General features: G+C 62.2%; 19 protein-coding genes. 11 read left to right on the forward strand and 8 right to left on the reverse strand.

What is annotated here, in order from left to right; all coding sequences use genetic code 11:
• The first annotated feature begins 396 nt into the window (after positions 1 to 396).
• Positions 397 to 1,848, forward strand: a complete 1,452-nt coding sequence (locus GA0061105_RS24200; protein ID WP_064692268.1) for an MFS transporter — start codon at positions 397 to 399, stop codon at positions 1,846 to 1,848.
• Positions 1,849 to 1,864: 16 nt separating this feature from the next.
• On the opposite strand, the gene GA0061105_RS24205 is transcribed toward GA0061105_RS24200, so the two are convergent.
• Both GA0061105_RS24205 and GA0061105_RS24210 read right to left on the reverse strand, forming a co-directional pair.
• The gene (locus GA0061105_RS24205; RefSeq protein ID WP_092753392.1) at positions 1,865 to 2,095 is read right to left on the reverse strand and encodes a hypothetical protein; all 231 of its coding nucleotides are present in this window, start codon (positions 2,093 to 2,095) and stop codon (positions 1,865 to 1,867) included.
• Positions 2,096 to 2,117: 22 nt separating this feature from the next.
• Positions 2,118 to 3,065, reverse strand: coding sequence for a homocysteine S-methyltransferase family protein (locus tag GA0061105_RS24210; RefSeq protein WP_092753394.1), 948 nt, complete (start codon positions 3,063 to 3,065; stop codon positions 2,118 to 2,120).
• 220 nt (positions 3,066 to 3,285) lie between these two features.
• On the opposite strand from GA0061105_RS24210, the gene GA0061105_RS24215 reads away from it, so the two are divergent.
• The gene (locus GA0061105_RS24215) at positions 3,286 to 3,963 is read left to right on the forward strand and encodes a TetR/AcrR family transcriptional regulator (RefSeq protein ID WP_064692270.1); all 678 of its coding nucleotides are present in this window, start codon (positions 3,286 to 3,288) and stop codon (positions 3,961 to 3,963) included.
• Here GA0061105_RS24215 and GA0061105_RS24220 read toward each other — a convergent pair.
• Positions 3,960 to 4,478 carry a DUF1697 domain-containing protein gene (locus GA0061105_RS24220; protein ID WP_064692271.1) on the reverse strand — a complete coding sequence of 173 codons (519 nt, stop codon included), beginning with the start codon at positions 4,476 to 4,478 and terminating at the stop codon, positions 3,960 to 3,962. The two genes, GA0061105_RS24215 and GA0061105_RS24220, sit on opposite strands and share 4 nt — an antisense overlap.
• A 43-nt stretch (positions 4,479 to 4,521) precedes the next feature.
• On the reverse strand, positions 4,522 to 6,630 hold the full coding sequence (locus tag GA0061105_RS24225; RefSeq protein ID WP_092753396.1) for a S9 family peptidase: 2,109 nt from the start codon (positions 6,628 to 6,630) through the stop codon (positions 4,522 to 4,524).
• Between the two features lie 255 nt (positions 6,631 to 6,885).
• Here GA0061105_RS24225 and GA0061105_RS24230 point away from each other — a divergent pair, with 255 nt between their 5' ends.
• Together GA0061105_RS24230 and GA0061105_RS24235 are read left to right on the forward strand one after the other, a co-directional pair.
• A complete protein-coding gene (locus tag GA0061105_RS24230) occupies positions 6,886 to 7,275 on the forward strand; it encodes a DUF930 domain-containing protein (protein WP_064692273.1) in 390 nt (129 codons plus the stop codon).
• A gap of 101 nt (positions 7,276 to 7,376) precedes the next feature.
• Positions 7,377 to 8,183, forward strand: coding sequence for a polysaccharide deacetylase family protein (locus GA0061105_RS24235; protein ID WP_092753398.1), 807 nt, complete (start codon positions 7,377 to 7,379; stop codon positions 8,181 to 8,183).
• A 56-nt stretch (positions 8,184 to 8,239) separates the two neighbouring features.
• Here the strand turns inward: GA0061105_RS24235 and GA0061105_RS24240 are convergent, their stop codons facing one another.
• Both GA0061105_RS24240 and GA0061105_RS24245 read right to left on the reverse strand, forming a co-directional pair.
• Positions 8,240 to 9,532, reverse strand: coding sequence for an NAD(P)/FAD-dependent oxidoreductase (locus tag GA0061105_RS24240; protein WP_092753400.1), 1,293 nt, complete (start codon positions 9,530 to 9,532; stop codon positions 8,240 to 8,242).
• Positions 9,533 to 9,549: 17 nt separating this feature from the next.
• The gene (locus GA0061105_RS24245; RefSeq protein WP_064692276.1) at positions 9,550 to 10,716 is read right to left on the reverse strand and encodes an AI-2E family transporter; all 1,167 of its coding nucleotides are present in this window, start codon (positions 10,714 to 10,716) and stop codon (positions 9,550 to 9,552) included.
• Between the two features lie 222 nt (positions 10,717 to 10,938).
• On the opposite strand from GA0061105_RS24245, the gene GA0061105_RS24250 reads away from it, so the two are divergent.
• Entirely contained in the window at positions 10,939 to 11,277 is a 339-nt protein-coding gene (locus GA0061105_RS24250) for a hypothetical protein (RefSeq protein ID WP_092753402.1), read from the forward strand.
• Positions 11,278 to 11,319: 42 nt separating this feature from the next.
• Here the strand turns inward: GA0061105_RS24250 and GA0061105_RS24255 are convergent, their stop codons facing one another.
• Positions 11,320 to 12,273 (reverse strand): VOC family protein, encoded by a 954-nt coding sequence (locus GA0061105_RS24255; RefSeq protein WP_208601697.1) that lies wholly within the window; start codon positions 12,271 to 12,273, stop codon positions 11,320 to 11,322.
• 187 nt (positions 12,274 to 12,460) lie between these two features.
• Here GA0061105_RS24255 and GA0061105_RS24260 point away from each other — a divergent pair, with 187 nt between their 5' ends.
• The 4 genes from GA0061105_RS24260 (at position 12,461) to GA0061105_RS24275 (ending at position 15,146) form a co-directional block, all read left to right on the forward strand.
• Complete coding sequence (locus GA0061105_RS24260; protein WP_092753406.1) at positions 12,461 to 12,880, forward strand: universal stress protein; 420 nt, start codon at positions 12,461 to 12,463, stop codon at positions 12,878 to 12,880.
• A 160-nt stretch (positions 12,881 to 13,040) separates the two neighbouring features.
• A complete protein-coding gene (gene trhA, locus GA0061105_RS24265; RefSeq protein ID WP_092753408.1) occupies positions 13,041 to 13,709 on the forward strand; it encodes a PAQR family membrane homeostasis protein TrhA in 669 nt (222 codons plus the stop codon).
• 100 nt (positions 13,710 to 13,809) lie between these two features.
• A complete protein-coding gene (locus GA0061105_RS24270) occupies positions 13,810 to 14,337 on the forward strand; it encodes a GNAT family N-acetyltransferase (RefSeq protein ID WP_092753410.1) in 528 nt (175 codons plus the stop codon).
• A gap of 107 nt (positions 14,338 to 14,444) precedes the next feature.
• The gene (locus GA0061105_RS24275) at positions 14,445 to 15,146 is read left to right on the forward strand and encodes a pentapeptide repeat-containing protein (RefSeq protein WP_064692668.1); all 702 of its coding nucleotides are present in this window, start codon (positions 14,445 to 14,447) and stop codon (positions 15,144 to 15,146) included.
• 84 nt (positions 15,147 to 15,230) lie between these two features.
• On the opposite strand, the gene GA0061105_RS24280 is transcribed toward GA0061105_RS24275, so the two are convergent.
• Positions 15,231 to 15,503 carry an usg protein gene (locus GA0061105_RS24280; RefSeq protein ID WP_092753412.1) on the reverse strand — a complete coding sequence of 91 codons (273 nt, stop codon included), beginning with the start codon at positions 15,501 to 15,503 and terminating at the stop codon, positions 15,231 to 15,233.
• A gap of 279 nt (positions 15,504 to 15,782) precedes the next feature.
• On the opposite strand from GA0061105_RS24280, the gene GA0061105_RS24285 reads away from it, so the two are divergent.
• Positions 15,783 to 16,097, forward strand: coding sequence for a co-chaperone GroES (locus GA0061105_RS24285; RefSeq protein WP_064692283.1), 315 nt, complete (start codon positions 15,783 to 15,785; stop codon positions 16,095 to 16,097).
• Between the two features lie 50 nt (positions 16,098 to 16,147).
• Positions 16,148 to 16,662: TCP-1/cpn60 chaperonin family protein (locus GA0061105_RS24290; RefSeq protein ID WP_280949951.1), on the forward strand; the 515-nt coding region annotated here is incomplete at its 3' end.

Here is a 16,662-nt window from a genome sequence, read left to right on the forward strand (position 1 = left end):
CCCGATCCGATGCGGCGAGGAGAGCGCAACCGTTTCAAGGGCAGGCCACGTCGCCGGCCGGGATCTGCGTGAGATCGTCACTCTCCCGCAGCGTCCAGCTGACGCATTGCTCCGCCCTGCCGCCGTCGACTACAGGGCGTCTCGTGACCTTGCGGAAACTGATTGCCAAGCGCCCAATGTCGTCTGGCGGACATGAAGGGTGCCGTCACGAAGATCGCGCCCAAGCAATCGTGATCCGCCTTTACCCATCGTCAAAGCTGCTTTGCCATAAAGGACATAGCGCCGCGATGATCAGGGGCGTATAGCAGATCGTCTCCCCTTGGCCATGCGCCATGTCATCCCTGCGGCCTTGCTGCTTTCTCTGCTCCGCCGCGCCACCGCGAGTGATCCCGGACGATGTCGGATCAGATTTACCAGGCGCCGATGGTTCGGCGCGCCGCGCCCAATTTCCGGGTGATCGCGATGATCGTCGCGAGTGCGATGCTGATGGAAAACATCGACGCCACCGTACTGGCGACGGCACTGCCCACCATGGCGCGCGATTTCGCCGTCAGCGCCCCGGCCATGTCGATCGCCTTGACTTCCTATCTCCTGAGCCTGGCGATCTTTATTCCGGCAAGCGGCCGGATGGCCGACAGTTTCGGTTCGCGCACCGTCTTCCGCGCCGCTATCGCGGTGTTCGTGGTCGGCTCCATTCTCTCTGCGCTCGCACCGACGCTGCCCTTCCTGGTGCTGGCGCGACTGCTGCAGGGCATGGGCGGGGCGATGATGATGCCGGTCGGCCGTCTGGTGCTGATGCGCAGCGTCGATCGCAAGGATATGGTCAGCGCCATGTCCTGGCTGCTGGTGCCGGCGCTGATCGGCCCGATCGTCGGCCCGCCGCTCGGCGGCTTCATCGTCACCTATCTCGACTGGCGCTGGATCTTCTACATCAACGTGCCGATCGGCATCGTCGGCATGATCTTCGTCTCGATTTACATCGACGAGGTGAAGGGCAAGGCGGTAGGCCCCTTCGATACGTTCGGCTTCATCCTCTCCGGCATCTCGCTCGGCTCGCTGCTCTTCGGCTTCGAAATGTCGAGCCATGAAGGCGAGGGCGCTTTCTCGATCTTCCTGATCGCCGTTGGCCTGATCTTCGGCATCGGTTATTTGGGGCATGCCCGCAGGCATCCGTCGCCGATCCTGGATTTCTCGCTGATGAAGGTGCCGAGCTTCGGCACCTCGGTCATTGCCGGTTCGCTGACGCGCATCACCCAGGGCGCGCAGCCTTTCCTGCTGCCGCTGCTGTTCCAGGTGGGCTTCGGCCTGTCGGCGGCGGCGGCCGGCCAGATCGTCATATCGACCGCGCTTGGCGCTCTCGCGATGAAGCCGATGGCGCGGTTTGTCTTCAGCCGGCTCGGCTTCCGCAGAAGCCTCATCGTCAACGGCATCCTCGGCACGGCCGGCTACGCCCTCTGCGCCGCCTTCCGGCCGGACTGGCCGATGCCGCTGATCTTCGTCGTGCTGGTGCTCAGCGCCTTCTTCCTGTCGTTCCAGTTCACGGCCTACAATACCATCGCCTATGACGAGATCGAAAAGGAGCGGATGAGCTCGGCCACCAGCTTCTACACCACTTTCCAGCAGCTGATGCTGTCGCTCGGCATCTGCATCGGCGCCTTGGCGCTGCACGGCTCCATGGCCTTCAATGGTGCCGAAACGCCGGCGCTTGGCGATTTTTCCGCCGCCTTCATCGTAGTCACCCTCATCTCGATCACATCAACCGTCTGGAACCTGCGCTTCTCGCCGACATCAGGCGAGGAGATCAGCGGCCATAAGGCCCGCCGCACGAAAGGCGCCGCCGGAGCCTGACGCCGCTTTTCTTTCCTCAGAAGTCGCGCAATTCCCGCCGCTTGCTTCGCGAGGGCCGGCCCTCGCGCCGGTCCGCCACGATCCCGTAGCCCGTCGGGCTGTCGAGGCCGCCGAAGGCTGCAAGATCGATGTCTCGCAGCGCTACGTCTACGACCGCTTCGGCCTCGGTCGATCTGCGCCGTCCGGTGACCGCAAGCCACAGATCATGCCAGACTCGCTCGCGCGTCACCGCCCCCGCCATCCTCATCGTCCAGCCCTCCCTGCCGGCCTCATGCCGCCTGCGGCAGGCATGCCTCGCAGATTGCCGCGACATGGCGATGGTCGGTGCCGCAGCAACCGCCGAGCACGCGCAGCTCAGGCATGTGATCGAGAAGCCTGCGGTACCGCCGTCCGAGATCTTCTGGATCGCCGGCATCCAGCATCTCGCTGTTATCGAGTTGCTCATGGCTCATGGTCGAGGCATTGGCGCGGATGCCGGAAATGCGCTTCACCCACGCGCTTCCATGATCGAGAGCGCCTTCGAAATGCGTCGGGTGGGCACAGTTGATCATGTAGTAGACCGGCCCCCCGCCAGTGGCCGCATCCGTGGTCTCGATGGCATTCTGGATGCTGCGACCCGTCACCAGCCTGCCGTCCGTCTCCAGCGTGAAGGAGATGGCGCAGGGCATCGCGAACGACTTTGCCGCCCGCGTTATGCCGATCGCCTCGTCGATATTCGTCAGGGTGAAGGCGCTCACCATATCCGCCTCGGTGCCGGCGAAGGCCTCGATCTGGAAGGCGTGGTAGTCCTCTGCCTCGTGCGCGCTCATCAAGCCGGCCTTGTAGCCATCGCCCCGCGGGCCGATCGCCCCGCTGATGACGATCGGCTGCTCCTGCCGCTCATAGGCGTTGCGCAAGCCCACGAGCAGCTCGACGGCTTCCTCGTTCGCTGCCTTCAACGCTTCGCTCGTGTAGCCGAGCTTTCGTCCCCAGTCGGGATTGGCGCGCCACGTGGAGGTGTCGAGCACGAAGCCGGTCCCGTGCCGCCGCGCGATATCGAGGTAACGGCGATAGTAATTCCGCGTGCGCTGCCGGCCGTCTTCGGAAGCCAGCAGGACGAAAGCGGCGAAATGCGGAAGCGCGATGCCCTCGTGGAATATCATCGTTGTTTCCAAGCCGCCATCGGAAAGGAAGGTGCCGCCTTTCAGCTGCGGCAAGTCATGTCTGTACTTTGCCATTGTTGAAGTTTCTCCCGTCGCGGTGCCTGAATTGGCCGTCGTCGATGAGGAATGTTCTGCCGCTTAATCGGCTGCCAAACTAGCCGACTTGAGGTATACTGGCGGCTGTTCCGTTTTTAGCGGATCAAAATCAACTGCTTGGCGAGGTCGATGCCGTCGGGTACGGATGAAGGTCTGACCTCGCGGCGTTCGAAACTGTACCGCCGGTACAGGAGGGGACATGCGAAAGGGTGAGGAAACGCGGACCCGCATCCTCGATGTGGCCGAAGCGGCAGTCTTGCAGAAGGGGTTTGGCGGCACCTCCATCGAGGAGCTGATCGCCGAAACCGGGATCACCAAGAGCGGCTTCTTCTATCACTTCAAAGACAAGAACGAGCTCGCCAAGGCTTTGCTCAACCGCTACATCGAAAACGACGAGCGCATCTACGACGAGATATTCGGCCGCGCCCGCGATCTCATGGACGATCCGCTGCAATCCTTCCTGCTCGGCCTGAAGCTGCTTTCCGAGCTGCTTTCGGATCTGCCGAACGGCCACCCCGGCTGCCTGGTGGCGACCGTCTGTTATTATGAACGGCTGTTCGACCGGGAGATCCAGGAGACGAACCGCAATGCGGTTCTTGCCTGGCGGCGGCGCTTCGGCCGTATGCTGCGCGAAATCATGGAAGTCTATCCGCCGCGCGAGCCCGTCGATGTCGACCGGCTCGCCGATATGGTTTCCTCGGTCCTCGAAGGCGGCATCGTTCTGTCGAAGACGCTGAAGGAACCGAATACGCTGGCCGAGCAGGTGCTGATGCTGCGGACCTTCGTGCGAATGCTCTTCCTGCCGGTTGCCGACCCGCCCGTCGCTGCGGTCAGGCAAGGCCAAGCCTTTGGCGCGGCCGGCAACGGCCAGCTTTAGCCGTCCATCTCGACGGCCATTTCGGCGAGCCTGCGCACTGTGTTGAGATTGCGAGACGTTCCGAGCTTCAGCGCCGGCAGCTTCAGCTTCGAGCGGCCGGAGCCATTGGGATAGTGCACATAGATCTCCCTCTCCGCGAGCTTCGCTTGCTCGCCGTCAGGCGCAACCATCTTTTCCAGCGCATCGCCGGGTGCTTTTTCTGGCAGAAAGTAGACGAGCAGGAAATTCGGCTTGGCATCCGGAAAGGGCGCGTGGGCGGCGATTGCCTCAAGTTCCTTCCGGCCGCGCACCATCACGCCCGGAGGTTTGCCCATCTTCTTGCCGAGCGCCTTGTCGAGCTTTTCCTCAATCGCTTTCTCCGTCTCATCCGAGCGGAAAAGCACGTTGCCGCTCTGGATGTAGGTCTTGACGTCGTTAAAGCCGAGACCTTCGCAGATCGCCTTGAGTTCGGTCATTGGCAGCGAGCCGGTGCCGCCGACGTTTATGGCGCGGAGGAGGGCGATATAGACGGGCATTTCTCTCTCCCGTGACCTTGTGCCGTTTGGCACGCCCCAACCCTCACATCTTTCCCGCCACCTTGATCGCGAACGCATACTCGAACGCGATCTCTTCCAGCCGCTGGAAGCGGCCGGACGCGCCGCCATGGCCGGCGTCCATATTCGTTTTGAGCAGGATTGGAGAATTGCCCGTCGTCTTGTCGCGCAGCTTCGCCACCCATTTGGCCGGTTCCCAATAGGTGACGCGCGGGTCCGTCAGGCCGCCGAGCGCCAGGATTGGCGGATAGGATCTTGCCTCGACATTGTCATAGGGCGAATAGGCTGCGATCTGCTCATATTCTTCCCTGCTTTCGATCGGATTGCCCCATTCAGGCCATTCCGGCGGGGTGAGCGGCAGGGTGTCGTCCAGCATGGTGTTGAGCACGTCGACGAAGGGTACGGCGGCGATGAGGCCGGCGAATTTTTCCGGCGCCATATTGGCGACGGCGCCCATCAGCATGCCGCCGGCCGATCCGCCCTCGGCGATGATGTTAGCGTAGGACGTGAACTTCTGTTGAGTCAGATAATCCGCCGCGGCGACGAAGTCCTTGAAAGTGTTGGTCTTCTTGTCCATCTTGCCGTCTTCGTACCAGGCGAACCCCTTGTCCTTGCCGCCGCGGATATGGGCGATGGCATAAACGAAGCCGCGATCGGCGAGCGACAGGCAATTGGTGTTGAAGCCGGCTGGAATGGTGATGCCATAGGCGCCGTAGCCATAAAGCAGGCAGGGGGCGCTGCCATCGAGTGGCGTATCCTTGCGATAGAGCAGGGTGACCGGCACCGTCTCGCCGTCCCATGCCGGCGCGAAGACGCGGCGGGTGACGTAGTCGCCGGGATTATGGCCGGACGGCACCTCCTGCGTCTTCAAGAGCGTGCGCTCCCGCGTCACCATATTGTAGTCGTAGAGCTGCGACGGCGTCGTCATCGAGGAATAGGAGAAGCGGATGACATCCGTGTCATATTCCGCCGCGCCCGAAAGCCCCAGCGAATAGGCTTCCTCGGCAAAGGCGATCGCATGTTCCTCGCCGGTTGCCCGGTCCCGGATCATGATCTGCGGCAGCCCGTCCTTACGCTCCAGCCACAGGAGGTGGCGGGCGTAGGCCATGTGGCTGATAATAAGTGTGCCCGGCTTGTGGGCGACCACCTCGCGCCAATTTTCCTTGCCCGGGCTGTCAACCGGCGCTTCCATGATCTTGAAATCCTTGGCGCCGCTGTCATTGGTCAGGATGTAGAAGACGTCGCCGCCCTCGGTCAGCGAATATTCGATGCCTTCCTCGCGCGCCGCCACCAGCTTCGGCTCGGCCATGAGGTCCTTGGTCGACAGCAGCCGGTATTCGCTGGTTTCGTGGTCGTGAATGTCGATATAGATGAAGTCGTCGAGCAGCGAGCCGCCGACGCCCATGAAGAAGCCGGCATCGGCTTCCTCGTAGACCAGGCGGTCTTCCGATTGCGGCCGGCCGACAATGTGGTGGAACACCTTCGAGGGCCGGTGGTTCTCGTCGAGCGCCGAATAGAAGAAGCTCTTGCCATCGGGCGCCCAGACGCCGCCGCCGCCGGTATTTTCGATCCGGTCCTCGAGGTCTTCCCCGGTCGCGAGGTCGCGCACCTTCAGCGTGAAGAACTCCGAACCCTTGTCGTCATAGCCCCAGATGCCGCGGCTGTGGTCGCTTGAATGATCGAGGCCGGCGAGGCGGAAATAGGCCTTGCCTGATGCCTCCTTGTCGCCGTCGATGAGCACGGTGCGGATCGCCTCGTCGTCGACGTCGCCGTCGCGGGGAATGCGGAAATAGCGCGGCTGTTCGCCGCCGGTGACATAGGACGTGCCATAGGCAAAGGCGCCGTCTTTCACCGGCACCGAGCTGTCGTCTTCCTTGATGCGCCCGCGCATCTCCGCAAACAGCAGCTTCTGCAGCGGCTTGGTATCCTCCATCGCCGCATTCATATAGTCATTCTCGGCTTCCAGATGCCGGCGGATCTCGGGGTCGAGGATCGAGGGATCCTTGAACATTGCCTGCCAGTTGTCGGCGCGCAGCCAAGCATAGTCGTCCGTGCGGGTAATGCCGTGGCGCGTATCGGAGATGGGCTTCTTCGGTGCGGCGGGCGGTTTCGGCAGGCTCTTGAAAACGGACAAGGAAATGGCTCCGGTGGGAATGTCGGGTTGGCAAGAGATAGAGGCGCGCCGCCGCCGGATCAAGCGGCAAGGCCGCGCCAAGATGTGAGGAGTACCGTCCACGGACGAGGGGAGAGCTCCGTCCTCCCTGCCTTGATGTCACCACAATATTTAAGGAGGTCCGCTATCACAGAGCGAATTTTGCACGTGCCTAGCCCCCGGCAGCCCGCAGGCGGCTGGATCAAGACTGTACAACAGTAAGGAATTTCCTTCGCAATGCTGAAACGTCTGCTCCTGTTCGTATCCCTGGCCAGTTTCGCCGTTCCCGCCTTTGCCGTCGACCCCGCAATCAAGAAGCAGCTGGAAAAACTCGACCCCGCGACCCGCCTGGAACAGAGCTGCGACACTGAGGCGATGAGCCGCATCAACAAGGACAGCACCGGCTTCAAACCCGACAAGGTGATCGCCTATACGTTCAAGGACCCGATCGCGGGCGACAATTCGCTGCAGGCGCCCGGCGCGGTCTTCCGCAGCAAGGGCGATTGGTACCATCTCTCCTACAATTGCATCACCGGCCCGCAGCATATCGATGTGCGCCAGCTCGACTACCAGATCGGTGAGAAGGTGCCGCGTGAGAAGTGGGACAAATATTACCTCTACGATTGATACTGTTGCCTGTGTTCGGGCGACTGCGGTGACATCCGGCCACATGGCGCATGTAAAAGCAGCCGCTAAAATCGACGCACCCGAATCGTAGAAACCCTGAAATGAACCGCATCCTTTTCGCTTCCGCGTTCCTTCTGTCCGCGTTGCCAGCCGCATCGGCGGACGAATTGCCGTTGGCGCTGCCGGCCGCGGCCACTCTGGCACCGGCTGCACCGGCCTCGAAGCCGCCCGCGGTAAAGCTGCTCGAGCCGCATCTGCATATCGCCCGTACCAACATGCCGGGCCATGCCCGCATCGCGCTGACCTTCGACGCCTGCATGGGACGGGCGGATGACCGCATCCTTTCGACGCTGGTGCGCGAGCGCATTCCGGCAACGATCTTCGTCACCGCCCGCTGGCTGAAGCGCAACCCGCAAGCCCTTGCCGTCTTCCTGCAGAATCCCGATCTCTTCGAGCTTGAAAACCACGGTGAGAACCATATTCCGGCCGTCGACACGCCGACGCTCGTCTATGGCATCGCCTCGGCCGGGTCGCCGCAGGCGGTGCGGCAGGAAGTCGAAGGCGGCGCCGCCGCCATGGTCGCGGCCGGCATCCCCGCACCGCACTGGTTCCGCGGCTCCACGGCCAAATACGATCTTTCCGCCATCGGCGAGATCCGTACCATGGGCTACCGCATCGCCGGCTACTCGGTGAACGGCGACGGCGGCTCGCTGCTCGGCGCAGCGATCACCGAAAAACGCATCGCCTCCGCCAAGGACGGCGACGTCGTCATCTCCCACATCAACCAGCCGATTCATGCGGCGGGCGAGGGTGTGGCGAAGGCGCTGGTCGATCTCAAGGCCAAAGGCGTGCAGTTCGTCCGCCTCGACGACGTCGAGGATACCGGCGACGACAAGACTACGGAGTAGATCTACGGCTGAAGCTGTGCCGGGGGTATCATGACACAGCAGCCAATGCGAAACCTCTATCTCAACTCATCCCCGATGCCTAACCTATCCTCGGCAAACCGCCGTATCCCCGGCCCCTCCCGGTCGAGCGCGAAATCTTCGAACCACTCGCGGTGGATCCCTGCAATCATCGCCCCGATCATCTGGGCGGCGAGGTAGGAGAAGGTGATGCCGTTGCCGCCGTAGCCGTGGGCGGCGAAGACATGCGCCATTCCAGGCAACGGGCCGATCAGCGGTAGGCCGTCGGCCGTTTCGCCGAAGCTTCCGCCCCAGGCGTGGGCGACGCGGGTATCCGCTCTCGGCCACAGCCGCTTCAGCTTCTCCTGGATTGCGCTGATCTTCGCCGGCAGCTTTCGGTCCCGCGCCGCGTCGTCAGTCGTAGCGTCGTCCTCGCCGCCGACGACGATGCGGTTGTCGGCGGTCGTGCGCATGTAGAGGTAGGGGTGGTTGTTCTCCCAGATCAACGCCCTGTCGCGCCAGAAGGTGACGGGATCCTGCGGCACGGTGGCGAATGCCCAGCTCGAACTTGTGCGGTGCAGCTTCGGCATGTCGAAGCCCGGCATTGAATAGCCCGTCGCCAGCACGACATGCCGCGCCTCGATGACATCGGCGCCATCCGTTTCCGCCGTGACGCGACCGCCTTCGCTGTGCAGCGCGGTCACCGAAGCGCTGACCAGCTGCGCCCCGCGCCGCAAGGCCATCTCGATCAGCGCCCAGGTGAGCAGCAGCGGATCGGCTTCCGCTGAACCCGGCGAATAGATCGCCCCATCCCGATCGAGCTCGAATTGCGTGAACAGATCGGGATGTTCGAGATAGACGCCGGGCAGGCCCGCCCGCCGGCGAAGCTGGCGCTCTTCCCTGAGGTCGCGGGCGCCTTCCTGATTGACGGCGAGATAAAGCGTATTGCGTGACCGGAAGCCGCAGGCGATGCCGTTCGCTGCAATCAGCTTCGAAAGCCCGGCGACGGCGGCGGCGCTGCGGCGGTAGATTCCGGCCGCACGTTCGAAGCCGTAATAGGCCTCGAGTTCCATGAGCGTGCTGTCGATTTCCCATTGCAGCATCGCCGTGCTGGCGGCGGTGCTGCCGAAGCCCGGCTCCTCCCGGTCGACAATAACGATGGAAAAGCCGCGCGCCGCCAGATGGTCTGCGATCAGCGCGCCGGTGATGCCGCCGCCGATTACCAAGACATCCGTGGAAAGGCTCTGCGCCATCGGCCGCCATTGCGGACGGATGGCGTTCTTCCCCCAGAGCGAACGGCCGCTGACCATCTGGTCATGATCGGATTCGTCGAGATCGAGATCGGACGCCACTATGTCTCCTCGCTTGATCACTTCGGCAATTGCGGCTGCGGCCTTTCTTCGATCAGCAATTCCTCGATGATGGTCATGGCGATCAGCGACAGCGGCAGCGCCAGCATGGCGCCGACGGCGCCCCACATCCAGGTCCAGAACAGGATGGCGAGGAAAACGACAAAGGGGTTGATTTCCAGCCGCCGTCCCATCACCGCCGGAAAGATCAGGTTCTCCATGACGAGATGCACGGTGAAAAAGGCCGCGGCCGGCACCAGGCCGACGATGAAGGCATCATAGGTGATGATGCCGGCGATGGCGACGGATAACGTCATCAGTGTGATGCCGAGATAGGGAATGAAGCTCGATACGAAGGCGAAGAAGCCCCAGAGCACCGGCGCCGACAACCCGCTTGCATAGGCGATGACCGTCATCACCACGCCAAGCCCGATATAGATCAGCGAGGCGGTGGCGAAGTAGAAGCCGAGCACCTGCTCCACGGCATTGATGATGCGGATCGCGGCTAGCCTCTGCGGGCGGGTGCGGAAGGTCATGATGATCGTCTTGCGCAGATTGACCCGGCTGGCGAGGAAGAGGAGCAGCGCGGCGAAGAAGATCAGCCCTTGTATCAGCGCGGGTGTCAGGCTTGTTGTCACCAGATGCAGTACGCTGCCGGTGTTTTCGAGCAGGGCGCCGATCGACATCGGCCCGCTTTCGAACGTCGCCGGCGTGATGTGCAGCCATTCGATGCGCTCGAGGTAAGGCATGATGCGGCTTATCGTCCGCTCCACGAAAGCCGGGGCTTCGTTGGCAAGCGTCGTCAGCGGATCGGCAAGCGAAGTGACCAGCAGGACGATGACCAACGCGACGGTGCTTGACAGAAGGAAGGCGTTGGCGAGCCTTGGCACGCCCATTTTGCTGAGATTTTCCGCGGCGAGGCCGAGGATCATGCCGACGACGACGGCAAGGGTGATCGGAATGAGGATCAGCGACATCATATAGACGCCGGCAAGGCCGAGGATGGCGAAAATGCCGATGATCGCCCAGGCCATGCTGATATCGAGCCCGTCCTTTTCCAGCCGATGCACCGGCGGCGACGGTAGTTCCTCCGCTGTCTCCTGCAACGACTTTGCCCAGGCGCTGGTTTGGCGTTCGCCGATGGCGATCTTCTTTGCGTGTTTGCGGATGCCGTTGGCGATGCCCATTCCGTGAGGTCCTCGAAGCCCCATTGCTTCGCCACAAGAACGCGCTGATCAGGTTCCGGTTCCGCCGGCGATGGCGCTGTCGGGGAGACATCGATCAGCCTGCCGCGAAAGGCGTTGATGGCTGCGGCGTCGGCGCAGATTCATTGGCAACCAGGCCGATTTGAGCCCGCCGCCGGAACAACCTCGCAGTCGCTGGCGTTCGACGTCAGAAGGAGATAGCCCATGATTGCAGATCCCGATCAGAGGAAAACCACGGAGACCTATTCGACCGATCCTCCCTATGCGGACGAGACGAGGCTCAAGGCAGCCGATCAGCGGCGGTGGTGGGTCTGGACCGTCCTGGTGGCGGGCGCGGCCGTTCTCGTCATCGCCGGCGTGAGCGTTGCGATCTGGCCCGATCCCAGCAACAATGATCCGACGGCGACGGCCTCGACCAAGCCGGATCCGATCAATACGCAGCCGTCCGGTCCCGGCGTCTTCAACGATGATCCGGTTTCCGGCCCTGCACGGCCGCCCGAAGCGACGGACCGTTCGCCCACGCCGCCCGGAAGCGGCGGCTGACCGACGCAGCCGGGACAGAGAAGGTCAATAGCCTCTCAAGGCTCAGGCCGAAAGCGTCAGGCCGATGCCCCAGGGGTCCCGGAGAAAGACGCCGCCATCGCGCTTCTCGCTCTTGATCTCCAGCGCGTCGAGCTTGGTGACCGCCGCGTCAAGAGCTGCCTTGTCGTTGAAGCGGACCGTGTAGTCCGAAAGACCTGTCATATTGTCGGCGCGCGCTGTGGCGCCGCGGCTATTCCAGATATTGGCGGCGAGATGGTGGTGATAGCCGCCAGTCGCAAAAAAGCTGGCGCCAGGGCGGCTCGCCATCAGCTTGAGGCCGAGTAAGTCGCGGTAGAAGGCGTCGGCCTGGGGAATATCCCCGACCTGCAGGTGCAGGTGACCGATCGCCGTCCCCTCAGCCATGCCGTCCCAGCGATCGTCGGGCGCGCTGTCGTAGAGCGCCTGCAGGTCGAGGCGCAGCGTCGACATCTCCACCATCCCGTCCTCGTGGAATTTCCATTGTTCGTGCGGCCGATCGGCATAGACTTCGATGCCGTTGCCCTCGGGATCGGAAAGATAGATTGCCTCGCTGACGAGATGATCGGAGGCGCCGTCGAGCACGACGTTGTTGTGGGCGGCGTGGCGCAGCCAGCGCGCCAGTTCGGTGCGGCCGGGCATCAGGAAAGCCGTGTGGAAAAGACCGGCGGCATTGCGCGGCGCGATCGCGGCATTCCGAGCGGTCGTCAGCGTCAGCAGCGGCAGAGCGCCGACGCCGAGGACCTCGCCGCTCGCCGTCTTCTCGATGACCTTCAGGCCGAGCATCGACTGATAGAAGGCGGAAACGAGACCGAGGTCGGTGACGACGAGATGCGACTGGTCGATATAGGCAGGTCGCGTCAGCGCATAGGATGTTTCTTTCGTCATCGATTGCTCTCCTGCCTCTGAAGTTGAAGGCGTACCGGCGGTGGCGGCAACCATGCCGCCCGTAGCAAATCCGAGAAAGTGTCGCCGGTTCATTCGCTTGATTTCCCTCGGTTGCCGTACTTGATCCCTATATGGCCTATCCCGATTGTTCACAGAAGGCTCGTTTTTGAGGATGAAGCGTTGAGCAGGTGTTGACGATGACGTGCACCGGCTTGATCGGGATCAATGCGCCCATATCTTCATTAGAGCAAGCTTGTGCATCTCAGTCAGGAGGGAAGCCATGTACAGGAAGATCATCGTGGCGATCGCGCTCAGCGGCCTCAACAGGGGAGAGAACATTCTCCGCAAGGCCGCGTCGCTGCTCGACGCGGGCGGCGAGATCGTCGCGCTCAACGTCGTCGAGGATGTGCCGACCTATGTTGCGATCGAATTGCCGGCCAATATGCTCGACGACGCGATTAGGGACGGCCGCGACAAGCTGGAAGCGCTGGTTGCCGCAACCGGGGTCGCGGCAACGATCGACATCCGCAACGGACCGCCGGCCAAGGCCATCATCGCGGCCGCCGAAAGCCACGCCGCCGACCTCATCATCCTCGCCTCGCATATTCCGGACTTTTCCAACTACTTTATCGGCGCCACGGCCGATCGCGTCGTGCGTCACGCCAAGTGCTCCGTGCTCGTCGAGCGGCAGAAGATCTGAAACTGCGTCGCTCCGTTTCTGAGTGCTTTGCCGCACCATTGCGGCGAGGCACGGCCGTGCGGTCTGTCACGAAGATTTACCGCCGGCGCGATCTGCCGCAGTTGCGCCCCCGTGCGTTCGGTGCGACGATCGCGACCGGGTACGAAACGGGTTCGCGTGCATGGCCGAGTTCAACGGTATTCGCTGGGCTTACGACAGGTATGAGCTGATCGCCGACGGCATCGTCCACGGCGTCGGTCTTGTGCTGGCTCTGATCGGCGCCACAGTTCTGATCTTCTACGCCACGGTCTGGAGCTCCCACGGCGCGCTCGTCGCCGCCTGGATCTATGGCGTCGGGCTGGTGCTGACGCTTGCCATTTCCTTTTCCTACAATGTCTGGCCGGTCTCGCGCACCAAATGGTTCCTGCGCCGCTTCGATCATTCGGCGATTTTCATCCTGATCGCCGCCACCTATACGCCCTTCCTCGAACGCGGCGCCGATGATCCGCTGCTCTTCTTCATGCTGGTGGCGATTTGGCTGTTCGCTGCCATTGGCATCGTCCTGAAATGCGTCTTTCCGGGGCGTTACGATCGCCTCGCCATCCTGCTTTATCTCGCAATGGGCTGGAGCGGCGTGCTGGTGGCGGGGTCTGTGGCCGCGCGCATTCCCTCCGCTTCGATGCTGCTGATCGTCATCGGCGGCGTCATCTATTCGCTTGGCGTCATCTTCCATGTCTGGGAGAAGCTGCGCTTCCAGAACGCCATCTGGCACGGTTTCGTCGTCATTGCTGCGGCCGTGCATTATTCGGCGGTCTTCACCTGTTTCAGCGTGCCGACGCCTGGCTTCTGACGCCGCCTTGACGATGTCGCCGCTCTTCTGCATCCGCCGTTTACAATAGTTGGGGCGGGGCGTATGCCGCGGTTGCAGACAAATACGAGCCGAGCCGACCATGACAGACGCCATCCTTATCCGTGACGCCGCCGAAGCCGATCTTGCCGCCATCCGCGATATCTACAATCACGCGGTCGAGCATACGACGGCGATCTGGAACGAGACGCAGGTCGATCTTGAAAATCGGCAGGAATGGATGAGGGCCCGCCGAGCGCGGGGCTTTCCCGTTATCATCGCCGAGATTTCAGGCAAGGTGGCGGGCTACGCCTCCTATGGCGATTGGCGGCCCTTCGACGGCTACCGCCACACAGTCGAGCATTCCGTCTACGTCGAAAAGGATTGCCGCGGCGCCGGCATCGGCGAGGCCCTGATGCGCGAGCTGATCGCGCGTGCTGCCGCTGCCGGAATGCATGTGATGATCGCCGGCATCGAGGCCGACAATACCGCCTCGATCCGGCTGCACGAGAAGCTCGGTTTCCGCATCGCCGGCAGATTTTCGGAGGTCGGCACAAAGTTCGGCCGCTGGCTTGATCTCACCTGCATGGAGCTTCGCCTGCCCGACGAGGCGGATCGATCGGCAAATTAATCGCAAGGGCGTTCGCCATCTTTTTATTGTAGTCTGAGCTGTGTAAAAATGAGGGCCGCCTGCTTCGCCGGGCGAGCCTTGAAAGCGTAATGGAGGTGAACAGTTCAATGGCAACGCATAGATCGCCGCTCGGCCTCCTTGCCTTGACGCTTCTCGCCTTTGCCCCGTTCTCCGCTGGCGCCGCCGACTGCGGCAGCACCGCCTCGCCGAAGCTCGACTGGCAGGATTGCACCAAGAAGAACCTGATGCTGCAGGGCAGCGATCTTGAAGGCGCCAACCTCTTCGGCACCGATTTTTCGCTGACCGATCTTAGCGGCGCCAACGTCAAGTCGGCCAATCTGGAGAAGGCGACTTTGGTACGCGCCTCGCTCGAGGGCGCGCATGCCGAGGGCGCCAACTTCGCCAAGATCGAGGCCTATCGCTCCAGCTTTGCCAATATCGTCGCCGACGGCGCTTCCTTTGCCGGCGCCGAATTGCAGCGGGCCAATTTTGCCGCCGCCCGGCTTGCCGGCGCCAGCTTCGAAAAGGCCGAGCTCGGCCGCGCCGATTTCGACAAGGCGGTGCTGACGGGGGTAAAATTCTCTTTCGCCAATCTTTCCCGCGCCGATCTCTCCAACGCCACCTTCGAGGGCCCGGCGATGTTTGAGCGCGCCTTCATGTTCCTGACCCGCATCGAAGGACTTGACCTCTCGGCCGCGACCGGGCTCGAACAGGCCCAGATCGAACTCGCCTGCGGCAATGCCGAGACCAAGCTGCCGACAGGCCTCTCGGCACCTTCAACTTGGCCATGTCCTGCCGAACACGAGTGATTGCTCGGGCCTTCGGCGGCGACATCATTCGGATTGATAGCCCAGCCAAGCAATGCCTGGCTGTCGTGGAAATGGCGGGTTGACCTAATGCAATCTCAACTCGCCGATGACGCGGCGCCATTCATTCGGTCCGATCAGCCGCTGATGGCTATAGCGGACGGAATGCAACGGCCCGTCGAGATTGCACTGCCAGAAATCCAGGAACTTGTGCATCTCCGGAAAGTCCGGAGCGAGATCGTAATCCTGCCAGACGTAGGTCTGCAGAACGGATTCGAAATCCGGGAGGCGGTACAGGATATGCGCGGTGGTAAGGCCGTAACCCTTGAGCTGGCGCTCTAGATCCGAATGAAATTGCATGCTTCATCTCCGTTTCACGACAACGAGGAGGCGGCGCAAATTTTCGCGTCCATCCACGAATTTTCGCAACGCAGACGCCGTATTTATTGTTCCTTCTCAGCGTGTTAGCAGCCGCGGCGGATGAGTGCTAATTTTTTCTTTGCGGCCCCTTGAAATGCAAATATCGCGAGACCAGATCATTGCGCGCAAACGCTCGACAGAGGTTTGCACCCGCCCGGACTGGTCATCCGGTCCGGCCAGGGGAACAACATCGTTATTGTTTGTCCATTGGAGGAAAACATGTCGTTCCGACCGCTTCATGATCGCATTCTCGTCCGCCGCGTCGATTCCGACGAAAAGACCAAGGGCGGCATCATCATTCCTGACACCGCCAAGGAAAAGCCGCAGGAAGGCGAGGTCATCGCCGTCGGCCCCGGCGCACGCAACGATGCCGGCCAGATCCAGGCGCTCGACGTCAAGGTCGGCGATCGCATCCTGTTCGGCAAGTGGTCCGGCACGGAGATCAAGATCAAAGGCGAAGACCTGCTGATCATGAAGGAAAGTGATGTCATGGGGATTATCGAAGCCCAGGCCGCTGAGAAGATCGCCGCCTGAGGCGATTTCCGCGCATTAGTGAAAACGCTGCCTATTGAAGGAGTGACAGAATGGCTGCGAAAGAAGTCAAGTTCCATAGCGATGCCCGTGAACGCATGCTGCGTGGGGTCGATGTGCTGGCCAATGCGGTGAAGGTGACCCTCGGCCCGAAAGGCCGCAATGTCGTGATCGACAAGTCCTTCGGCGCGCCACGCATCACAAAGGACGGCGTTTCCGTCGCCAAGGAAATTGAGCTCGAAGACAAGTTCGAAAACATGGGCGCCCAGATGGTTCGCGAGGTCGCTTCGAAGACCAGCGACATCGCCGGCGACGGCACCACGACTGCGACGGTGCTCGCCCAGGCGATCGTCAAGGAGGGCGCCAAGGCCGTGACCTCAGGCATGAACCCGATGGACCTGAAGCGCGGCATCGATCTCGCCGTCAGCGCCATCGTCGAAGAACTGAAGACCAACGCCCGCAAGATCTCCAACAATTCCGAAATCGCCCAGGTCGGCACCATTTCCGCCAATGGTGATCCCGAAATCGGTCGCTTCCTGGCGGAAGCCATGGAAAAGGTCGGCAATGA

This window comes from Rhizobium aethiopicum, assembly GCF_900094625.1.
GTDB lineage: Bacteria > Pseudomonadota > Alphaproteobacteria > Rhizobiales > Rhizobiaceae > Rhizobium > Rhizobium aethiopicum.